The sequence below is a fragment of the Chryseobacterium sp. C3 genome (assembly GCF_014218905.1).
In the GTDB taxonomy this organism is placed as follows: Bacteria; Bacteroidota; Bacteroidia; order Flavobacteriales; family Weeksellaceae; genus Chryseobacterium; species Chryseobacterium mucoviscidosis.
On record NZ_JACLCU010000008.1, the window covers coordinates 135,379 to 156,761 of the forward strand.

Here is a 21,383-nt window from a genome sequence, read left to right on the forward strand (position 1 = left end):
TTTTTAATTCAACGTTAAATTTTATATATGGCTAATTTTAAAGAGCTTCTGGTTTGGCAGAAAGCCATTGATTTTGTAACTGAAATCTACCGAACAACCGATGCTTTTCCAAAAGAGGAGACATTTGGATTAAAATCTCAGATCAGAAGAGCTTCAGTTTCTATTCCGTCTAATATTGCAGAAGGAAACTCCAGAAGAAGCAAACCGGATTATCTGCAATTTCTGAAAATTTCGAGAGGAAGTTGTGCTGAAGTTGAAACTCAATTGATTATTTCCAGAAATCTTCATTTTTTAAGTGAAGAAAATTATTTAAAATTAAATGATGATATTATTGAAATTTCTAAAATGCTGAATGGGCTCATTAATTCTTTGAAATAATATTAAAATGTAGGGCTACTAAACTGTAACCTAAGATCTGCAACCAGCAATCTACAAAATGAAAAACTTATACCTCAATACACGCTTTTTCTTCACGCTCATCGAAGTGGGGATTCTGTATGTTCTCGCTTTTTTCTTTCCGTTACTCATGTGGGTAGCGCACATCGTTTTGCTTCTGGTTTTTTTGGCAGCAATGGTGGATTATCTTTTTGTTTTCAACAGGAAAGAAGGGATTTCTGCACAGAGAATATTGCCCGAAAAATTATCCAATGGTGATGAAAATCCCGTAAAAGTTGATATTAAAAATAACTATGCTTTCAAAATCAATGTGAAAGTAATCGACGAAATTCCGTTTCAGTTTCAGAAGAGAGATTTTTTAATCGAAAAACAGATTGAACCGGGAAGAAATACATTTTTTCAATATATTCTGGAGCCAAAGGAAAGAGGAGAATATAATTTCGGCAGTTTAAATGTGTATGTTTCTTCTCCTTTAGGTTTTGTCGCAAAACGGTTTAATTTTCAGAAAGATGCCAATTTACCGGCTTATCCGTCATTTATTCATTTGAGAAAATATGAACTGATGGCTTTGCAGAGTGAATTTCTGTTGGGCGGAATCAAGAAAATCAGAAAACTGGGACATACGATGGAGTTTGAGCAGATTAAAGAATATGTTCCGGGAGATGATATCAGAACGATCAACTGGAAAGCTACGTCCAAAACAAACCGATTGATGGTTAATCAGTTTCAAGACGAAAAATCACAGCGTATTTTCATGCTGATTGATAAAGGACGAACGATGAAGATGCCTTTCAAAGGACTGAGTCTTTTGGATTATTCCATTAATGCAACGATGGCTTTATCGCATATTATTCTGAAAAAAGGCGACCGCGCCGGAATGATGACTTTTTCGAAAAAAACAGAAAATAAAATTGCGGCAGAAAATAAATCGGGACAACTGAGAAAAATTTCGGAAGCCCTTTACAACATCAAAACAGATTTTTTTGAAAGTGATTTTAACAGGTTGTATCAGGATGTAAAATATTCGCTGAACCAGAGAAGTTTAATTCTGTTATTTACGAATTTTGAAACATTGGATGGCTTAAACCGTCAGTTAAAATACCTTCGTGGAATCGCTAAAAACCATTTATTGGTCGTGGTCTTCTTCAAAAATTCAGAATTGCAGACGTTAATTCATAAAAATCCTGAAAGTATGCAGGAAGTGTATGACGAAATCATCGCCGAAAAATTTGAGTTTGAAAAGAAACTGATCATTCAGGAACTCCGCAAATACGGAATTTACACAGTATACACTTTACCGGAAAATCTGAACATTGATGTCATCAATAAATATCTGGAAATTAAAGCGAGAGGGATTTTGTAATTTTTAAACAGGGATTTCATTTCAAAATGAACCGCAAAATTCACAAATGATTTAAGCAAACTTATAAATGACGAAAATTGCATTGTTTATAGTATGTCTCTGTTGTTTTTTATCCTGCGACAAGAAAATAAAACAAGAGGATGATTTTGTCATTTTTAAAGTAAATCCTAAAATACAAAATGTTGCTTTTTACTGGAAAGATGATAACGGAACAATTCTCAAAAATATTGCTCATTTAAAGATTAAAACAGAGCAGGAAAATAAAGAATTAATATTTGCCATGAACGGCGGAATGTTTGAACCCAATAATTTTCCGAAAGGATTGTATATTGAAAATTTTAAAATACTGAATAAAACCGATACTTTATCCGGTAAAGGAAATTTTTATCTCCATCCTAACGGAATATTTTACCTCACAAAAAATAATGAAGCTGAAATTGTTGAAACAAAGGCTTTTAGGAACAATCCTGAAATAAAACATGCAACACAATCCGGACCGATATTGCTGATTGATGGGGAAATAAATCCAATATTTAAAAAAGATTCAAAAAATATCAACATCAGAAACGGAGTCGGAATCCTAAAAAATGGAAATATTGTTTTTATAATGTCTAAAACAGAGGTTAATTTTTATAATTTTGCTTCCGTATTTAAAGAATCAGGCTGCGTAAAAGCTTTGTACCTCGATGGCTTTGTTTCCAGAACCTATTGCCCCAAACAGAAATGGATTCAGAAGGATGGAGACTTCGGAGTCATGATCGGGGTTACCACATCTAAAAAATAAATTTAAAAATGAAAATATCACTTAACCGAATCAACGACGATTTTTTATTTGAATTTACCAATTCTCAGGGAAATTCAATTCTTTTAGATAATACAACACAGCCCGGAGCGAAAGGCGTTTCTCCGATGGAAAGTGTTCTGATGGCAGTTGCGGGATGCAGCGGAATAGACGTGGTTTCTATTCTGAAAAAACAGAGACAGGAAATTACAGATTTTAAAGCAGAAGTAGAAGGCGAAAGGATTCCTGTAGATGATGCGAAACCTTTCAAATCGATAAAAGTTAAATTTCTTCTGGAAGGAAATATTGATCCTAAAAAAGCGCAGAAAGCAGCTCAGTTGTCTTTCGAAAAATACTGCTCGGTTTCCAAAACACTGGAACCGAATGTAGAAATTGTATATGAGGTTTTTGTAAATGGTGAAAGTGTAAAAGATTAGATCTAGCTAAATTCAATAAAAAAAGAGGCTGTCCTAAAAGTTTTGGGCAGCCTCTAAAATTTATCATTTACTCCATTACATCAATAATCTTGGCTTCAAAAGCTTGGCAACCGTAGCTGTCCATCCCGTCTGGTGAGAAGCTCCTACGCCGCGTCCGTTGTCTCCGTGAAAATATTCGAAAAAGGTAATGTAATCTTTAAAATTTTCATCATAATTAAACTTCGCATTTCCTCCGTTGAAAGCACGTTCTCCATTCTCGTCTTTTAGGAAAATAGAACAAAGTCGGTTGCTGATATCGTGAGCGACTTCATCCAGATTTTTCTTCTCTCCGCTTCCGGTCGGCAATTCCACTTTCATGCTGTTTCCGTAATAGAAATGGAATCTTTGTAAGCTCTCTACAATCAGGAAGTTGATCGGGAACCAGATCGGTCCGCGCCAGTTGCTGTTCCCCCCGAACATACGGCTGTCACTTTCTGCCGGCGTATAATAAACTACATTTTCAGTGCCGTGAACAGAAAATTTGAACGGTTTTTCTTCATATACCTTAGACATTGCCCGAATTCCGTATTGGCTTAAAAATTCTTTCTCATCAAGCATTCTGGTCAAAACTTTTGTCAGACGGTTTTTTCTCAGAATACTCATCAGATGCTTTCTTCCATGGCCTTCTTCTTCCCAATGTGAAACAAGTTTCGTGAGTTCAGGTTTGTTTTTCAGAATCCAATCCATTCTGGTGGTAAAGTTGGGCATTTTATCCAACAGATGATGATCGATGATTTCCACGGCAAACATAGGAATCAATCCTACAATACTTCTCAGCTTCAGGGAAACACTGTCACCATTCCCAAGCTGAAGCACATCGTAGAAAAAGCCGTCTTCTTCATTCCAGAGTCCTTTTGTGCCTTCACCCAGATTTTCCATGGCTTCGGCGATATAAAGATAATGCTCAAAGAATTTAATCGCCATATCTTCATACACCTGATAATACTGAGCCAGTTCCATGGCAATTCTCATCATGTTAAGAGCATACATTGCCATCCAGCTCGTTCCGTCCGCCTGCTCCAGATGCTGTCCGTCTTTTAACACCATATTCCGGTCAAAAGCCCCGATGTTATCAAGCCCAAGAAAACCTCCCCCGAAAATATTCTTTCCGTTTTTATCTTTTCGGTTGACCCACCAAGTGAAGTTTAACAGTAATTTCTGAAAAACCTTTTCTAAAAATAAAAGATCCGGTTTGCCGTTTTGCTTTTCATCAATTTTAAATACTCGGAAGCACGACCACGCATGAACGGGCGGGTTTACATCGCTCAGGTTCCATTCGTAGGCAGGAAGCTGTCCGTTCGGATGCATATACCATTCTTTTGTTAATAAAAGAAGCTGTCCTTTCGCAAATTCCGCATCAATAATCGCAAACGGAACACAATGGAAGGCAAGATCCCAAGTTGCATACCAGGGATATTCCCATTTATCAGGCATCGAGATGATGTCTTTATTGTGCATATGATTCCACTCCGTGTTTCGGACATAATGGTTAAAATTTCTCGGAGCTTCAAAATTCGGATCGCCTTTCAGCCATTTTCCGACATTATAATGATAAAACTGCTTGTTCCAGAGAAGTCCCGCAAAAGCCTGCCTTTGCACATTTTTTTCATCCTCATTGGTGACATCATTCTGAATTTCGGCATAAAATTCATTCGCTTCCGAAATTCTTGTATTAAATATCTCATCAAAATCATAAAACGGATTATCCAGTTCATTAGGCGATAATCTGAAATCAAATGTTTTCGATTGTCCGGCTTCAATCACTTCATCAATTAAAAAAGAAGCTTTTGTTCCTCTCTTTTCAGGATTCACGGTGTTGCTTCCGTAAGTAATATAATCGTTGATGCCATCCTTGTAATAAGTATTTCCAGGATAGGGTGTTCCGTATAATTTCGGACTGTTGGTTTCATTATCACAGAAAACACTTTCCGCTGCAATATTTCTTGAATAAAACTTTTTTATCGGAACACTGTCGTGGTTGATGGTGATGCAGCCTTCATGAGAAGCATTGATTTGTCCTTTATATGTATTGTACCCCCATTTCCAGTTATTTCTGAACCACACCGTGGGAGCCACTACAATCGGAGCCACTATATTGCTTCTGTTGCAGACCGTTACCCTTACTAGAATATCGTTGTATTCTGCTTTAGCGTACTCTATAAAAATATCAAAATATTCATCCTGATCAAAAATTCCGGTGTCGAAAATTTCATATTCCGCTTCCTTTTTACTTCTTTTTCCATTTTCAGAAAGCAGTTCATCATACGGAAACGCATTAATCGGATATTTGTACACCATTTTCATATAGCTGTGAGTAGGTGTATTATCCAGATAATAAAATAGTTCTTTAATGTCTTCTCCGTGATTTCCCTGTGGATTGCTCAGTCCAAAGAAGCGCTCCTTCACCATCTTATCTTTTTTGTTCCAGAACGAAAGCGCAAAACAGAAAAGCTGCTTTGCATCAGAAATTCCCGCTATCCCTTCCTCTCCCCAACGGTAGGCATAGCTTTCTGCGTTATTGTGATTGGCGAAATTCCATGCATCGCCATTTGGGCTGTAGTCTTCGCGTACATTTCCCCATTGCCGGTTACTCACGTAAGGTCCCCAGTTTTTCCAGTTTGTGTCTTGTAATCTTTGTTTTTCAGCAATCATATCTCATCATTTTCATTACGAAGTTAGTTTTTTTGCGAAAAAATTCCAACTCACGAAATTTGAATTATTATTAATATTTCCCTGAAAGCCTTCTGTTTATCGGGGTTTGTAAGATTAAATTAAATTTTTATAAATATTTAAAAGAAAAGTTTTATCTTTGCACCATTCGTTCATTCAAATATTGAAAATGTTATCAAGAAAGGTTGAGGGATTAGACCCTATGAAACCTTAGCAACCCTTTGCGCAAGCAATGAAGGTGCTACGTTCTACCAGAATTATTTTGGACAGATAACTCACTGAAGTTCTTTCAGCCATTTCCTGTGGCATTTTCAATTGTATTAAAATAATAGAATTGAAAACAGAACTTAAACATATTAATTTTTCGTATCGTACCGATTCCCAAAAGGAATACAATATACCGTTGAGCTATCAGCTTTTCGGGAAAGACCTGTTTTCTGCCCCGATCATTTTAGTGAATCATGCTTTAACCGGAAATTCCAATGTTTCCGGAGAAAAAGGATGGTGGAAACAACTGGTTGGAGAACATCAGGTAATCGATACCGACCAATATACAGTTCTGTGCTTCAATATTCCCGGAAACGGATTTGATGATTTTTTTATTGATGAATGTGAAGATTTCACGCCTTCAGATATAGCAAACATATTTTTGAAAGGTCTTGAAATTTTAAATATCAAAAGTTTACACGCCATTATTGGAGGTTCTTTAGGAGGCGGAATCGGCTGGGAAATGCTGGTGAAAAATCCACATCTTGCCGAAATTTTCATCCCGTTAGCCTGCGATTTTAAAACCCACGACTGGCTTCATGCACAATGTCTGGTTCAGAAATTTTTATTAAACCAACACGATGAACCTTTACAGAAAGCCAGAATTCATGCAATGTTGTGCTACAGAACACCTGAATCGTTAAATAGCAGATTTCAAAACAGATACAGTGAAGAAAAGCAGAGATTAGAGTCGGAAGACTGGCTTGTTTATCACGGAAAAGCTTTAAACGAAAGATTTAGTTTAAAATCATATAAGCTCATGAATCATTTGCTGATGAACATCAATGCCAATGAAGAACATTTGGAAAAAATTCAGGCACGAATGCACATGATCTCTGTAGATACAGACTTATTTTTCCCCGCTTCAGAAATCCGAAAGTGCTCTGAAAAACTGAAAGAGAAAAACAAAGATGTCTTCTATCACGAGATCACCTCAGTTCATGGGCACGATGCCTTCTTAATGGAATATAAACAATTAAATACGATCATTAAAAATATTTTGAAAAATGAGTAAGATTAATGCTAAAGAAATAAAATTTTTAAAAAACAGATCCATCATCAAATTTGAAGGAGAAGATTTCTTGGGTGAAATCGGGATCGACGGACGAATTTTTAAAGCGCTTACTTTGGCGCGAATCAGTGTGGGAGTAATTTCCCAGCAGGCAATTGAAAACGGAATCTCCATTTTAGTTCATGAAAACGATTCCGAAAAAGCAGTCAATTGTCTGATTGACGAATTTGAACCAGAAAGAAAATCAGGAAAAGTTTCCCAGATATACAGCATCAATAATGTCTCTGTCATAGGTTTTGTTGCTGAAGATTTCAATAAAGTTTTGGCAGAATTAGCAAGAAATAATGTTTTCCCGTTGCTTTTGAACCAGATTGCAGCCGAAAAACGGGTAAATATCGTTGTGACATCTTCACAGGACGAAAAAGCAAAAAATATCATCGAATCTGAAATTTCCAAAAAACCGAAAACCGTTCATCTGGCAATCATCGGTCACGGAAACGTAGGGAAGACCTTAATACAGCAGGTTTTGGAATCTTCGGAAGAAATTAAAAGACGAAAAAAAATAGACCTCAAAGTAGTTGCAGTTGCCAATTCCAGAAAAATAGCATTCAACAAAAAAGGATTCGACAGCAATTGGAATGATGAGGTTTTAACGGCAGAAAAACCTTCCGATGTTCAGGAACTGATTAATTTCTCCAAAGAAAATCAGCTTGAAAATTTAATCGTTGTGGATAACACCGCAAGCAAAGACTTCGTAAAAAATTACCACACTTTGGCGGAAAACGGCTTCGATCTCGTTTCTTCCAACAAAATTTTCAACACCCTTCCGATTTCAGAATACCGTCAACTAAGATATACGTTGAACAAAAACAACAGACGTTATCTTTATGAAACCAATGTGGGAGCAGGTTTACCATTGATCGACACCATTAAACTTCTACACCTTTCAGGAGAAAATATTACCAGAATTAAAGGCGTTTTCTCGGGAACATTAAGCTATGTTTTCAATAATTTTTCTTTGAGAAATGATAAATTTTCCACCATCATCAATGAAGCGTTGGAAAAAGGATATACCGAACCCGATCCGAGAGAAGACTTGTCAGGAAACGATGTGGCAAGAAAATTATTGATTCTGGCGAGAGAATTAGACCTAATCAACGAGTTTGAAGATATTAAAATTCAGAATCTTGTTCCTGAAAATCTGCTTTCTGTTTCTAAGTCAGAATTCCTTTCAAGACTGGACGAATTAGATGCGGAATATCAGAAAATCAAAGAAAATCAGGAAGAAGGACACGTTTTAAGATATGTGGGAGATCTTCACGGAGATTTGCAGAAAGAAAAAGGAGAATTGGATGTGAAATTAATTTCCGTTCCGGCAACCTCCGCGTTAGGACAACTGAAAGGCTCAGATTCAATCTTCGAAATCTACACCGAAAGTTACGGAGAAAACCCAATCGTCATCATGGGAGCCGGCGCCGGCGCAATAGTTACGGCAAGAGGTGTATTCGGAGACATTTTAAGAGTAAGTGAAACGAAATGATTCTGTGAAAAGTACAAAAGTAAAATGTATTAGTGATGAATAACGAAGAAAAACTATCAACTGACAACCATCAACCATCAACCAATTTTGAAACCTTTGCCATAAGAACCCAGACTGAAAGAACTCAGTTTGATGAGCATTCAACCCCTTTGTATCTCACATCCAGCTTTATTTTTCAGGATGCGGAAGACATGAGAGCGAGCTTTGCGGAAGAAAAACAAAAAAATTTATACAGCCGTTTTTCCAATCCGAACGTAACAGAATTTACTGATAAAATTGCCAAAATGGAAGGCGCAGAAGCAGGATATGCTTTTGCCACAGGAATGGCAGCGATTTACTCAACATTTGCCACTTTGTTAAATGCCGGAGATCATATTGTAAGCTGTCAGTCCGTTTTCGGTTCTACGCATACTTTGTTCACAAAATATTTCCCGAAATGGAATATCGAAACAACCTATTTTAAAGCAGAAGACGCCGAAAATGTAGAAAAATATATTCAGCCCAATACAAAAATTTTATATCTGGAAACACCGACCAATCCTGCAATTGAGGTTTTGGATTTAGAGTTTTTCGGACAGATTGCGAAGAAGTACAACTTAATTTTTATTGTGGATAACTGCTTTGCAACACCTTACCTGCAACAGCCAATAAAATACGGAGCAGATATCGTGGTGCATTCGGCAACCAAATTAATTGACGGGCAAGGTCGTGTTTTAGGCGGAGTAGCGGTTGGAAGAGAAGACCTGATCCGTGAAATCTATCTTTTCGCCAGAAATACAGGGCCAGCAATGTCACCTTTCAACGCTTGGGTTTTGTCAAAAAGCTTGGAAACTTTAGCCATTCGTGTAGAAAAACATTGTGAAAATGCTTTAAAAGTAGCCGAGTTTCTTGAAAATCATCCAAATGTAGAACTGGTAAAATATCCGTTCTTAAAATCTCATCCAAGCTATGAAATTGCGAAAAAACAGATGAAGCTAGGCGGAAACATTGTTGCCTTCGAAATCAAAGGAGGCATTGAAGGCGGAAGAAACTTTTTAGATAAAATAAAAATGTGTTCCCTTTCCGCAAACTTAGGCGATACGAGAACCATTGTAACACATCCTGCTTCTACAACGCACTCCAAATTATCCGATGAAGAAAGAAACGAAGTCGGAATTACTGCAGGTCTGGTTCGTTGTTCAGTAGGTCTGGAAAATGTGGAAGATATCATTGCAGATTTAAGACAGGCATTGGATTAACAACGAACCCGAAGGGTTCAACAATAATAACCGTAGGTGCAACCTATGGAAAAAAATATAATAAATGAAAAATTCAGAACAATTATACAAAGTATTATCCGAAAGAATTTTAATTCTCGACGGAGCGATGGGAACCATGCTTCAGCGGTATAAATTCGAAGAAGAAGATTACCGTGGCGAACGTTTCAAAAACTGGGAACATCCGGTAAAAGGAAACAATGATTTGTTGTCTTTAACGCAGCCCCACGCAATAGAAGAAGTTCACAAAAAATATCTTGAAGCGGGAGCAGACATCATCGAAACCAATACATTTTCAGGAACAACCATTGCCATGGCAGACTATCACATGGAAGATCTCGTTTACGAACTGAATTACGAATCTGCAAAAATTGCAAGAAAAGCCTGCGACGAATACACTACGAAAAATCCGGATAAACCAAGATTTGTGGCAGGTTCCATAGGTCCAACCAACAGAACGGCAAGTTTAAGCCCCGATGTAAACGATCCCGGATACAGAGCCATTACTTTTGATGAACTGAGAATTGCTTATAAACAACAGTGCGAAGCTTTATTAGAAGGAGGATCGGACATTCTGTTGGTAGAAACCATTTTCGATACATTGAATGCAAAAGCTGCCCTTTTCGCCATTGACGAACTTCAGGACGAAAGAAATATCAAAATTCCAATCATGGTTTCAGGAACCATTACCGATGCTTCAGGAAGAACATTGAGCGGACAGACAGCAGAAGCATTTTTGATCTCAGTTTCTCATTTAAACCTTTTAAGTGTAGGTTTTAACTGCGCTTTAGGAGCAAATCAATTAACGCCTTATCTGGAAACACTCGCTCATAATTCAGAATTTGCTGTCTCAGCTTATCCGAATGCAGGTTTACCGAACGCTTTCGGAAAGTATGATGAGACACCGGAAGATATGGCGAGTCAGATTAAAGAATATGTGGAGAAAGGATTAATCAATATTATCGGAGGCTGCTGCGGAACAACGCCGGATCATATCAAAGCAATTGCAGATCTGGTTTCGCAATATCCACCAAGAAAATTGAAGGAATTGGTCTGAAATAATAGAATTTTTTAATTAAATCATAAGAAAAAGGAACAGTTTTTAATATTATCTTTAATTATCACACAAAATTAAATATAATGGAAAAACCTATTTACTTTAAAGATCCGGAAGATGCCAGATTATTTAATGAACTCAGAAAAAAAGTGAACCAAAGAGTAGAATCTATTCCTGAAAACAGGGACATTTATATTCAGATCAAAGCAGTTATTCTGCCTTTGGTCTATTTTGGTTTATATGTCTTTGCTCTTCTACATGCAGATCAGCCTTCTGTCTACATTTTGAGTTTTATTTTAATGGGTCTTTCTCTGGTTTTAATTTATCTGAATTTAATTCACGAAGCGGCTCACAATAATATTTTTAAAAGTAAAAGACTGAACAGTCTGGTTTTACAGATTTTCGATTTTGTGGGAGCCAACTCCTACATCTGGAAGAAAAGACACATCGCAAGCCATCACGCATATCCGAATGTGGACGGTTGGGACACAGACATTGAGCAGAGCGGACTGCTTTTAATCGTTCCGTGGATCAAAGCAAAAGGAATTCAGAAATATCAGCATTTCTTTTTCTTTCTGGTCTATCCTTTATATCTGTTCAACTGGATGTTTATCCGTGATTTCAGAGATTTTTTCGATAACGAAAGAGTGATCCTGAAAACGCAGGGAGCGATTCCGGTAAAAGAAAAAATTAAAATGGTGGCGTATAAACTGTTTTATTTTTTCTATCAGATCGCCGTTCCCGTTCTGTTTTTTAAAGTGTCTTTAGGCTTGGCTTTGGGAGCATGGTTTTTACAGGTAATTGCAGCGAGTATTTTTGCGCTTTTTGTATTGTTGCCTTTGCATCCGCTTCCCGATAATGCCTTCCCGAAACTTGATGAGAAAAACGGACTTCCTTTTAGCTGGCTTCACCATCAGTTTGAAGTCACCAACGATTTAAAAGAAAATAACTGGTTTGTGCGGAATATTTTGGGAAATTTCAACTTTCACGTTGCCCACCATCTTTTTCCGAATTACAGTTATGCCTATTATAATGAAATTACAGAAGAAATCGAACAGTTTGCCAGAGAAAACGGCTTAGCATACAAAAGATTTCCAATGACCACTGCTTTGGGCAAACATGTGGATTTGCTGAAGCAAAATGCAAATAATGCATATTTTATTTTAGAAGAATAAATTGATGAAATATTTAAGATTATCGGGGCTTGAGCCTTTGATTATTACACCGGAAAGTAACTTTATCAACGTTGGGGAAAGAACCAACGTTGCCGGTTCAAAGAAATTTTTAAGATTAATAAAAGAAGAAAAATTCAGGGAAGCGCTCGATATTGCACGCCATCAGGTTGAAGGCGGTGCGCAGATTCTCGACGTTAATTTTGACGATGGACTGATCGACGGAAAGGCTTCCATGATTAAATTTTTAAACCTGATTGCCTCAGAACCGGATATCGCAAGAATTCCTCTCATGATCGATTCTTCAAAATGGGAAATTCTGGAAGCCGGATTGCAGGTTGCACAGGGAAAATGCGTGGTTAATTCCATCAGCTTAAAAGGAGGTGAAGAAGAATTCATCAAACAGGCAAAAGCCATCAAAAGATACGGAGCCGCTGTGATTGTCATGGCTTTTGATGAGGTGGGACAAGCCGATACCTACGAACGCAGAATCGAAATATCAAAACGTTCCTATGATATTTTAGTGAACCGTTTAAATTTCCCTGCCGAAGATATTATTTTCGACTTAAATATTTTCCCTGTGGCAACGGGAATGGATGAACACCGAAGAAATGCCATCGATTTTATTGAAGCAACAAGATGGGTTCGCCAGAATCTTCCGTATGCATCCGTGAGCGGAGGAGTTTCCAATGTCTCGTTCTCGTTCCGTGGAAATGATACGGTGAGAGAAGCGATGCACTCGGTTTTCCTGTATCACGCCATTCAGGCAGGTATGAATATGGGAATCGTAAATCCTGCGATGCTGGAAGTTTATGATGAAATCAACAAAGAACTTCTGGAACTCGTTGAAGATGTGATTCTCGATAAAAGAGAAGATGCTACAGAAAGACTTCTTGATTATTCTGAAAAACATAAATCCGTTAAGAAAGAAAAGGTTGAAGATTTAGAATGGAGAAATCATCCTTTGCAGGAAAGAATAACCCATGCTTTGGTAAAAGGAATCGACCGTTTTATCGAGGAAGATGTGGAAGAAGCAAGATTACAGGCAGAAAAACCGCTTCATGTGATTGAAATTAATTTAATGACTGGAATGGGCGTTGTGGGAGATCTGTTCGGAAGCGGAAAAATGTTCTTGCCACAGGTAGTAAAATCGGCGAGAGTGATGAAAAAAGCGGTGGCTTACTTACAGCCATTCATCGAAGCCGAAAAAGACGGAACAAAACCAGCCAACGGAAAAATTCTGATGGCAACGGTAAAAGGAGATGTTCATGATATCGGTAAAAATATTGTAAGCGTTGTGTTAGGCTGTAACAACTACGAAATTGTAGATCTTGGCGTAATGGTTCCTGCTGAAAAAATTATTCAGACCGCGATTGAAGAAAAAGTGGATGTGATTGGACTTAGCGGACTGATTACACCAAGTCTGGATGAAATGGTGTACATCGCTCAGGAACTGGAAAGACAGAATTTAAATTTCCCTTTACTGATTGGTGGCGCAACGACTTCAAAAGCACATACAGCCGTAAAAATCGATTTAAAATATAAAAATGCAGTAGTTCACGTCAATGATGCTTCCAGAGCGGTAAACGTGGTAAGTTCATTATTGGGCGACCGAAATAAAGAATATGTTGATGATCTGAAAAGTGAATATTCTGAATTTCGTGAAAAGTTCCTGAACAGACAAGTAGAAAAAGACTACGTTTCTATTGAAGAAGCCAGACAGAATAAGTTTAAAATCGACTGGGAAAACGAACAAATTTTTACACCCAATCAGTTAGGAATTACCGTTGTTGAAAATCAGGATCTGAGAGAATTATTGCCTTTCATCGACTGGTCGCCGTTTTTCAGAAGCTGGGATCTTCATGGCAAATATCCGCAAATTTTAGAAGATGAGGTTGTAGGAGCTCAGGCAAAAGAATTGTTCAAAGATGCACAGGTGATCTTAAAAAGAATTTTGGATGAAAAATTATTAACGGCAAAAGCTATTTTCGGAATTTTCAAAGCCAATTCCAACGAAACGGATGACATTTTAATTTTTGATGAAAACAGCTATCAGATAACGAAGTTCATTACTTTGAGACAACAGGCTCAACGTTCAAAAGGGAAAGATTATCTGGCGTTAAGCGATTTTATTGCCCCTGAAAGTTCAGGAAAAACCGATTATATGGGAGCTTTCTGTGTAACAACCGGTTTCGGAACAGATGAACTGGCGCAGGAATACGAAAAAGCAAATGACGACTACAACGCGATCATGGTAAAAGCTTTAGCAGACCGTTTTGCAGAAGCTTATGCAGAATTTTTACATAAAAAAGTGAGAACGGAATATTGGGGGTACGCCAATCAGGAAAATTTAACCAACGAAGAATTAATTGCTGAAAAGTATAAAGGAATTCGTCCCGCTCCGGGTTATCCTGCGTGTCCGGATCACTTAGAAAAACACGCAATCTGGGATCTACTGAAAGTGGAAGAAAATATCGGTGTTTATCTGACCGAAAGTTTAGCAATGTTCCCGACTGCTTCGGTTTCCGGATACTATTTCGGAAGTCCACACGCCAAATATTTCGGATTGGGAAAAATTGCAGAAGATCAGCTGAAAGATTATTCGGTAAGAAAAGGAATTTCTTTGCAGGAAGCGAGAAAATGGTTGAATCCTAATTTGGCAGACGGAATTTAGTTTCAGTTTCGGCGGGGGGGTTGCCGCCCCCCCAACTGGAACTTTAAAAATAAAAAAAAAATTAAAAAATATTTTTTTTTTGATAAGTTTTTGGTGTTTGTTTTTTTTGTATAAACAACCACAAAAAACTTTCAACAAGCAACAAAAAAATGAAAATCACAGACCATATAAAAAACGCAAACGGAAAAACTTTGTTTTCCCTCGAAGTTGTTCCTCCACAAAAGGGAATCGGGATTGAAGATCTTTACAAAAATATTGATCCTTTAATGGAATTTAAACCGCCATTCATTGACGTTACGACTTCCAGAGAAGAATATATTTACATCGACAAAGGAAACGGATTAATGGAACGCAGAATTACCAGAATGCGTCCCGGAACGTTGGGAATCTGTGCTTCCATTCAGCATAAATACAATGTAGATACCGTTCCGCATCTGCTTTGCGGAGGTTTTACCAAAGAAGAAACAGAATATCTTCTGGTAGACTGTATGTATCTCGGAATCGATAACGTGATGGCTCTCAGAGGCGATGCGATGAAAGGACATCAGTATTTTGAGCCGACTCAGGGTGGTCACGGAAGTGCAATGGAACTGGTTCACCAGATTAACGATCTGGGAAGAGGAAAATATCTGCATAATCAGGATGAAATTTGTGATGAGCATAATAAATTTTGCATCGGTGTTGCAGGTTATCCCGAAAAGCACATGGAAGCGCCATCCATGAATTATGATCTGAAATGGCTGAAACAAAAAGTGCATGCAGGAGCAGATTATATCGTAACCCAAATGTTTTTCGATAATAAAAAATTCATTGAATTCGTTCAGAAAGCCAGAGAAATGGGAATCACGGTTCCTATTATTCCGGGAATTAAACCAATTGCCACGAAAAAGCATTTAAAGGTTTTACCTCAGATTTTTAAAATTGATCTTCCGGAAGATTTAATAAACGAAGTGGAGAATGCCAAAAATAATGAAGCCGTAAAACAAATCGGAATCGAATGGGCAATCGCACAGTGCAGAGAACTGCTGGAATTCGGAGTTCCGGTTCTGCATTTCTATTCCATGGGGAAAAGTGATAATATTAAAAAAGTAGCCGGAGCGCTATTCTAATAAAGTGAAAAGTGAATTTTTGATTGGAGTTCTGCATTTTTGCAGAGCTCTTTTCAATAGATTTCGGCGGCTTCGCCGCCGAAATCTATTGAATCACAAAACAGGATGCCTCTCAAACTCCTTATTCCTGTCAAAAAGATAACGGTACGTCGCTAATTTTCGGGTGACCGTAGTATCAAGATTTTCCGCAATTTTAATCATCTTAGGGTTAAAATCCCCGATCCACTGCATTTCAGTGATTTTAAAATCTGTATGTTTCCTTAAATGTTGCGTTCCTTCCCAGATCATGTAGCCTTCAACACCTTTCCTTTGCCATTCAGGAACAACGCCGAAAACCAGACCCACCATTTTTTCGTTCTTTTTAAACTGTTTAATCCAGAGAAACTTCAGCTTTTCCCAGATCCCGAATTTTCCGTTCAGATATTTAAACCACTGATTCGTATCCGGAAGATTCATCCACATCGCAATCGGTTTTTCATTTTCGTAAACAAACCATGAAATATGTTCATTGATGATCGGTTTCATCGTTTTAAACATTTTCAGAACTTTAGATTCCTGAAGACATTTTCCTTCGCCGTGTGCAGCCCATGCTTTATTATAAATTTCCGTAAAATCTTTGGCGAATTTCTCCAGATTATTTTTTGTCATCGGTTTTGCGGAAAGATCTGGATTCTTACTGTGTTTGGCGTGCATAACCGTAAAAAGTCTCGAAACTTCGGCAAAAATAGGTCTTGAAAAACAAAGCTGCTCAAAATAAATTTTAAACCCGTAGTTTTCAAAGAGATCTTTGTAATAAGGAAAATTGTAATTCATTCCGTACAGAGGTTCGATAAAACCTTCAATTACCAATCCCCAGAATTTGTCGCGCTCCCCGAAATTAATTGGTCCGTCCATTGCTTCCATTCCCCTTTCCTGAAGCCAGCTTTTGCAATAATCAAAAATAAAATTTGCAGTTTCCTGATCGTTTACACAGTCGAAAAAACCGATTCCGCCGGTTGACTGTTTTTGCTGATACGTTTCGTTAATGAAAACCGCAACTTTGCCTACGGTTTTATTTTCTTTATTTTTAAACAAAAATCTTGCACATTCCCCGTTTTTAAAAAACCTGTTTTTCTGAGGATTAAAAACATCTTCGATATCAATATTTCTGGGTCTTATATAGTTTTTGTCTTTTCGATAAAGCCTTGCCGGAAATTCTAAAAATTCCTTCTTCTGGGATTCGTTTTGTACTTCTTCAGCAATAATCATGGTGTAAAATGATAGTGGGGGCGAAAGATAATGTTTTTCGCCCAAATTAAATATGACGAACAGATTTTATCCGTATTTTTGTGCAAATTAAATAAAAATGGTTGATTTTACGGATAACGACGATGATATTTTCACAGGAAAAGAACATACGCCTATTAGGGAAGATGCTTTTGATAAATCACCGGAAGAAAAGATAGAAAAAATTACCGAACTGTTTGGAGAAATCATGGAAACGCTGGGTTTGGACATGACCGACGATTCTCTGAAAGACTCTCCGAAACGTGTTGCTAAAATGTACGTAAATGAAATTTTCGGAGGACTTCTTCCTGAAAACAAACCGGGAATTTCTACATTTTCAAACAAATATAAATACCGCCAGATATTGGTGGAAAAAGATATCACCGTTTATTCATTCTGTGAACATCACTTCCTGCCGATTATCGGAAGAGCGCACGTTGCTTACATTTCGAATGGTGAAGTAATCGGTCTTTCAAAAATTAACAGGATTGTGGATTATTATGCAAAAAGACCGCAGGTTCAGGAAAGACTTACGATGCAGATTGTAAACGCTTTAAAAGAAGCTTTAGGAACAAAAGACGTTGCCTGTATCATTGATGCAAAACACCTTTGCGTTAATTGCAGAGGAATTAAAGATACCGCAAGTTCTACCATTACCGCAGAATTAAGCGGGATTTTCAGAACCAATCCTATCACAAGACAGGAGTTTCTTCATTATGTAGGAAGCCATGCGAAATTGGATTAAAGTAATTAAATGAATGGACTATCAGATTCTTAAAAATATTGTTGAAGAAGAGCTTCTTAAATTCGAAGAAATTAATGAAGAAGATTGGGCATATAAAATTTCACCAGAAAAATGGTCAAAAAAAGAAATTTTAGGGCATCTTTGCGACAGTGCTTTATCCAATATCAGAAGATTTGTAATCACACAATACAAAGAAAATGAGAATATTGTCTATGATCAGGATTTTTGGGTAAAAGCCCAGAATTATCAGAATATTCCAACGTCGGATATCATCAGTCTTTGGAAGATTTTGAATCTTCAGATTGTACATGTAGTTGAAAATATTCCGGATGAAGATTTACAGAGAACCTGTGATATGACGAAAACAGAACCTCAGATTTTTACTTTGGAATTCATCATTAATGATTATATTAGTCATTTACAACATCATTTAAAAGCTATTTAATAATGATAAAATTTAAAAAAGTTTCAGATAAAATTTTTATTACAACAATTATTTGTTGTGAAAGACTTATCCTGAATTAAATTAAAAAATCATTTATTAATCATCAATTATCATTCATAAGAAATCATGCAACTAAAAATATACAACTCGCTTGCGGGAGAAAAAGAAATATTCAAGCCGATTTTAGAAGGAAATGTAGGAATGTACGTCTGCGGACCGACCGTTTACAGCAATGTACACTTGGGAAATGTAAGAACCTTCCTTTCATTCGACTTCATCTACAGAAGCTTGATGCATTTGGGTTATAAAGTTCGTTACGTAAGAAACATTACCGATGCAGGTCACCTTACCGACGACGGCGACGTGAACAACGACAGATTCGTGAAACAAACACGCCTTGAAAAGCTGGAACCTATGGAAATCGTACAGAAATACACGGTAGATTTTCATAAAGTGTTGGATATGTTTAATTTACTTCCTCCGAATATTGAACCGACTGCAACAGGTCATATCGTAGAGCAGATCGAACTTACTCAAAAATTAATAGAAAGAGGATTCGCGTACGAAAGCAACGGTTCTGTGTATTTCGATGTGTTGGAATACAACAGAAGAGGCTTAAACTATGGTGAACTTTCAAAAAGAAATATCGAAGAACTTTTTGCCAATACCCGTGATCTCGACGGACAGGGCGAAAAGAAAAATCCACAGGATTTCGCATTGTGGAAAAAAGCTTCTCCGGCACACATCATGAGGTGGAATTCGCCTTGGGGAGAAGGTTTTCCGGGATGGCATCTGGAATGTACTGCAATGAGTACAAAATATTTAGGAGAAACTTTCGATATTCACGGAGGCGGAATGGATCTGAAATTCCCACACCACGAATGTGAAATCGCACAGGGAAAAGCGTGCAATGATGCTTCTCCTGTAAATTACTGGATGCACGCCAATATGTTGACGATGAATTCTCAGCGTATGAGCAAATCCACTGGAAATTATATTTTGCCGATGCAGTTGGTGACAGGAGAAAACGATTTCTTCGAAAAACCTTTCCATCCTTCCATCGTTCGTTTCTGCTTTTTGCAGGCACATTACAGAAGTGTTTTAGATATTTCAAATGATGCCATGATTGCGAGTGAAAAAGGATACACGAGATTGATGGAAGCCATTAAAGTACTGGACAGCATCACTCCGAATGATGAAAAACAATCCGGTTTCAGTCTTGAAGAGTGGAAAAATAAAGCCTATGATGCATTAACGGACGATTTCAATTCTCCGGTTTTAATTGCACATTTATTTGAAGCGGTAAAATATATCTTTGCTTTAAATGATGGAAAGGAAACAATCTCAACGAAAGATTTAGAGGAACTGAAATCTACTTTAAACGCTTTGGTTTTCGACGTTTTGGGACTTCAGACGATTGAGGAGAACAACAATGAAAAACTGGATCAGACCTTGAAAGTTTTAATCGAGTTGAGAAATCAGGCAAGAAAATCAAAAAATTTCGAACTTTCCGATCAGATCCGCGATAAGCTTCTTGCTGAAGGTATCGAACTGAAAGACGGAAGAGATGGAACTTCTTATGTTTTGAATTAAAATAAAGTTTTAGAGCTTATAATATATCTCCCGCAGATTGTACAGATTACGCAGATTTTTTACAGAATCATCCGCCAAATCTGTATAATCTGCGGGAGTTTTTTTATACATGATACTGTCATTTCGATGAAGGAAAATCTATCAAATATAATTTTAGAGATGCTTTCACCATGACAAACTTTGTGGATAACTTGGCTGAGTGAAACGCCTTCGCGAACGAAAAATATGCTCAGACATTTTCAAAAAAACTTGCGACTTTGCGTTAAAAACTAATTCTTAGACCTAAATCTCAATCTTAATTTTTTTTTTATATTCAATCCAAAAATTACGTAACTTAGTCATAATAAAATGATTGAAAATTTAAATGGATAGATTATGAAAAAACATTTATTCCCTTTATTCCTGCTTTTAATAGGCGCAAACGCTTCTGCGCAGCAGGATTTTTTTGCTTTGGTCGGAAAAGACACACAAAGTATTGTTTTCAATGATTTCCGTGCCATCGACGGAACAAGCGGAACTTCCGGAGAACAGATTTTTAATGCAGATTCTTCTGCAAGAGTTTTCTCACAGAGCAGAAACGGCGCTGTAACCGAGGATAAAAATACCTACAATAACGCGCAGGCTGTAAATATGGCAACGCTGGCTTATGATTCTTACAATAATAATCTGATCTATATGCCAATGTTTTCTTCTAATATTTACGTTTTAAATGCAAAAACGAAAGAAATTACTCTGGTGGAAAACAGTGTGGCAAGAGTTACTTCATGTGACATCAATTCTCATGTAACGAGAATGACAACAGGTTACGACGGAAATATTTACGCGATCAACAATTCCGGAACACAGTTTTTGCAGATCAGCAGAAAAGGAAATCAATATGTGGTTAACGATTTGGGGATCATTAAAGATGATGCTTCCAACGGAAAAAATTCTTTCACTACTATTGAAACAGGTTTCGGAGGAGATATGATTGCCGATGCAGAAAATAATTTCTATGTTTTTTCGGCTTCGGGAAATGTTTTCAAGGTTTCACCAAAGGAAATGAAGGCTAAATTCATAGGAAAAATTGCCGGAATTCCTGAAAATTATTCGGTAAACGGATCTGCCGTAAATTCAAAAGGAAAAGTAGTGATTGCAAGTGCAAAAGGTGCTCCTCTTTATGAAGTGGATCTTACTACTTTACAGGCAAAACCGCTTGGAGGAGAACAGAATCTGCATATTTATGATTTGGCAAGTAAATATTTTGCTAATGATAAAGCCGTTTCTAATAATGCTTACGCCAATCTGGATGTTTATCCGACAAGAGTGGATGAAAAGCTGATCAACGTGAATGTAAATGATAAAGCTGTAAAAGGAAATATTAAACTGAATGTCTTCGATCTCTCAGGAAAAAATGTGATGAAACAGAATTTATCTGTAAAAGACGGTTCTTTAAATCAACAGGTTTATCTTAAAAATCTGATCAGCGGAGCTTATCTGGTAAACATTACCGACGAATCCGGAAAAGTATTATTAAACAAGAAAATTTTAGTTACAGAATAATCTTTAACTTTGTATAAAG

General features: G+C 37.2%; 17 protein-coding genes and 1 riboswitch. Of the genes, 15 read left to right on the plus strand and 2 right to left on the minus strand.

The window, feature by feature from the left end:
• Positions 1-27: 27 nt before the first annotated feature.
• From H6W53_RS17680 to H6W53_RS17695, 4 genes are all read left to right on the plus strand, one after another.
• On the plus strand, positions 28-378 hold the full coding sequence (locus H6W53_RS17680) for a four helix bundle protein (protein WP_116095880.1): 351 nt from the start codon (positions 28-30) through the stop codon (positions 376-378).
• Positions 379-436: 58 nt separating this feature from the next.
• Positions 437-1,759: a DUF58 domain-containing protein gene (locus H6W53_RS17685; protein WP_185208655.1), complete on the plus strand. Its 1,323-nt coding sequence runs from the start codon at positions 437-439 to the stop codon at positions 1,757-1,759.
• A gap of 67 nt (positions 1,760-1,826) precedes the next feature.
• Positions 1,827-2,543, plus strand: a complete 717-nt coding sequence (locus H6W53_RS17690; protein ID WP_185208657.1) for a phosphodiester glycosidase family protein — start codon at positions 1,827-1,829, stop codon at positions 2,541-2,543.
• An 8-nt stretch (positions 2,544-2,551) separates the two neighbouring features.
• Positions 2,552-2,977, plus strand: a complete 426-nt coding sequence (locus tag H6W53_RS17695) for an OsmC family protein (RefSeq protein ID WP_185208660.1) — start codon at positions 2,552-2,554, stop codon at positions 2,975-2,977.
• A 75-nt stretch (positions 2,978-3,052) separates the two neighbouring features.
• Here H6W53_RS17695 and H6W53_RS17700 read toward each other — a convergent pair whose 3' ends face one another.
• Positions 3,053-5,668, minus strand: coding sequence for an MGH1-like glycoside hydrolase domain-containing protein (locus H6W53_RS17700; RefSeq protein WP_185208662.1), 2,616 nt, complete (start codon positions 5,666-5,668; stop codon positions 3,053-3,055).
• Positions 5,669-5,855: 187 nt separating this feature from the next.
• Positions 5,856-5,963, plus strand: a riboswitch (SAM riboswitch).
• A gap of 57 nt (positions 5,964-6,020) precedes the next feature.
• On the opposite strand from H6W53_RS17700, the gene H6W53_RS17705 reads away from it, so the two are divergent.
• The 7 genes from H6W53_RS17705 to metF all read left to right on the plus strand — a co-directional run bounded on the left by H6W53_RS17705 (position 6,021) and on the right by metF (position 15,773).
• Positions 6,021-6,968 (plus strand): alpha/beta fold hydrolase, encoded by a 948-nt coding sequence (locus tag H6W53_RS17705; protein WP_185208664.1) that lies wholly within the window; start codon positions 6,021-6,023, stop codon positions 6,966-6,968.
• Positions 6,961-8,505, plus strand: coding sequence for an ACT domain-containing protein (locus tag H6W53_RS17710; protein WP_185208667.1), 1,545 nt, complete (start codon positions 6,961-6,963; stop codon positions 8,503-8,505). Before H6W53_RS17705 ends, H6W53_RS17710 begins: the two co-directional genes overlap by 8 nt.
• A gap of 35 nt (positions 8,506-8,540) precedes the next feature.
• Positions 8,541-9,743, plus strand: coding sequence for an O-succinylhomoserine sulfhydrylase (locus tag H6W53_RS17715; RefSeq protein WP_185208669.1), 1,203 nt, complete (start codon positions 8,541-8,543; stop codon positions 9,741-9,743).
• A gap of 64 nt (positions 9,744-9,807) precedes the next feature.
• Positions 9,808-10,818: a homocysteine S-methyltransferase family protein gene (locus H6W53_RS17720; RefSeq protein WP_185208671.1), complete on the plus strand. Its 1,011-nt coding sequence runs from the start codon at positions 9,808-9,810 to the stop codon at positions 10,816-10,818.
• A gap of 83 nt (positions 10,819-10,901) precedes the next feature.
• On the plus strand, positions 10,902-11,993 hold the full coding sequence (locus H6W53_RS17725) for a fatty acid desaturase family protein (RefSeq protein WP_185208673.1): 1,092 nt from the start codon (positions 10,902-10,904) through the stop codon (positions 11,991-11,993).
• A gap of 4 nt (positions 11,994-11,997) precedes the next feature.
• Entirely contained in the window at positions 11,998-14,664 is a 2,667-nt protein-coding gene (gene metH / locus H6W53_RS17730; RefSeq protein ID WP_185208676.1) for a methionine synthase, read from the plus strand.
• Between the two features lie 149 nt (positions 14,665-14,813).
• Positions 14,814-15,773, plus strand: a complete 960-nt coding sequence (gene metF / locus H6W53_RS17735) for a methylenetetrahydrofolate reductase [NAD(P)H] (RefSeq protein WP_185208678.1) — start codon at positions 14,814-14,816, stop codon at positions 15,771-15,773.
• Between the two features lie 93 nt (positions 15,774-15,866).
• Here the strand turns inward: metF and H6W53_RS17740 are convergent, their stop codons facing one another.
• Positions 15,867-17,021 (minus strand): hypothetical protein, encoded by a 1,155-nt coding sequence (locus H6W53_RS17740; RefSeq protein WP_185208680.1) that lies wholly within the window; start codon positions 17,019-17,021, stop codon positions 15,867-15,869.
• Positions 17,022-17,118: 97 nt separating this feature from the next.
• Here H6W53_RS17740 and folE point away from each other — a divergent pair, with 97 nt between their 5' ends.
• From folE to H6W53_RS17760, 4 genes are all read left to right on the plus strand, one after another.
• Positions 17,119-17,784: a GTP cyclohydrolase I FolE gene (folE, locus tag H6W53_RS17745; protein WP_185208682.1), complete on the plus strand. Its 666-nt coding sequence runs from the start codon at positions 17,119-17,121 to the stop codon at positions 17,782-17,784.
• 13 nt (positions 17,785-17,797) lie between these two features.
• Entirely contained in the window at positions 17,798-18,229 is a 432-nt protein-coding gene (locus H6W53_RS17750) for a DinB family protein (RefSeq protein ID WP_076395048.1), read from the plus strand.
• A gap of 126 nt (positions 18,230-18,355) precedes the next feature.
• The gene (gene cysS / locus H6W53_RS17755; protein ID WP_185208684.1) at positions 18,356-19,822 is read left to right on the plus strand and encodes a cysteine--tRNA ligase; all 1,467 of its coding nucleotides are present in this window, start codon (positions 18,356-18,358) and stop codon (positions 19,820-19,822) included.
• 375 nt (positions 19,823-20,197) lie between these two features.
• The gene (locus tag H6W53_RS17760) at positions 20,198-21,364 is read left to right on the plus strand and encodes a T9SS type A sorting domain-containing protein (RefSeq protein WP_185208686.1); all 1,167 of its coding nucleotides are present in this window, start codon (positions 20,198-20,200) and stop codon (positions 21,362-21,364) included.
• Positions 21,365-21,383: the final 19 nt, after the last annotated feature.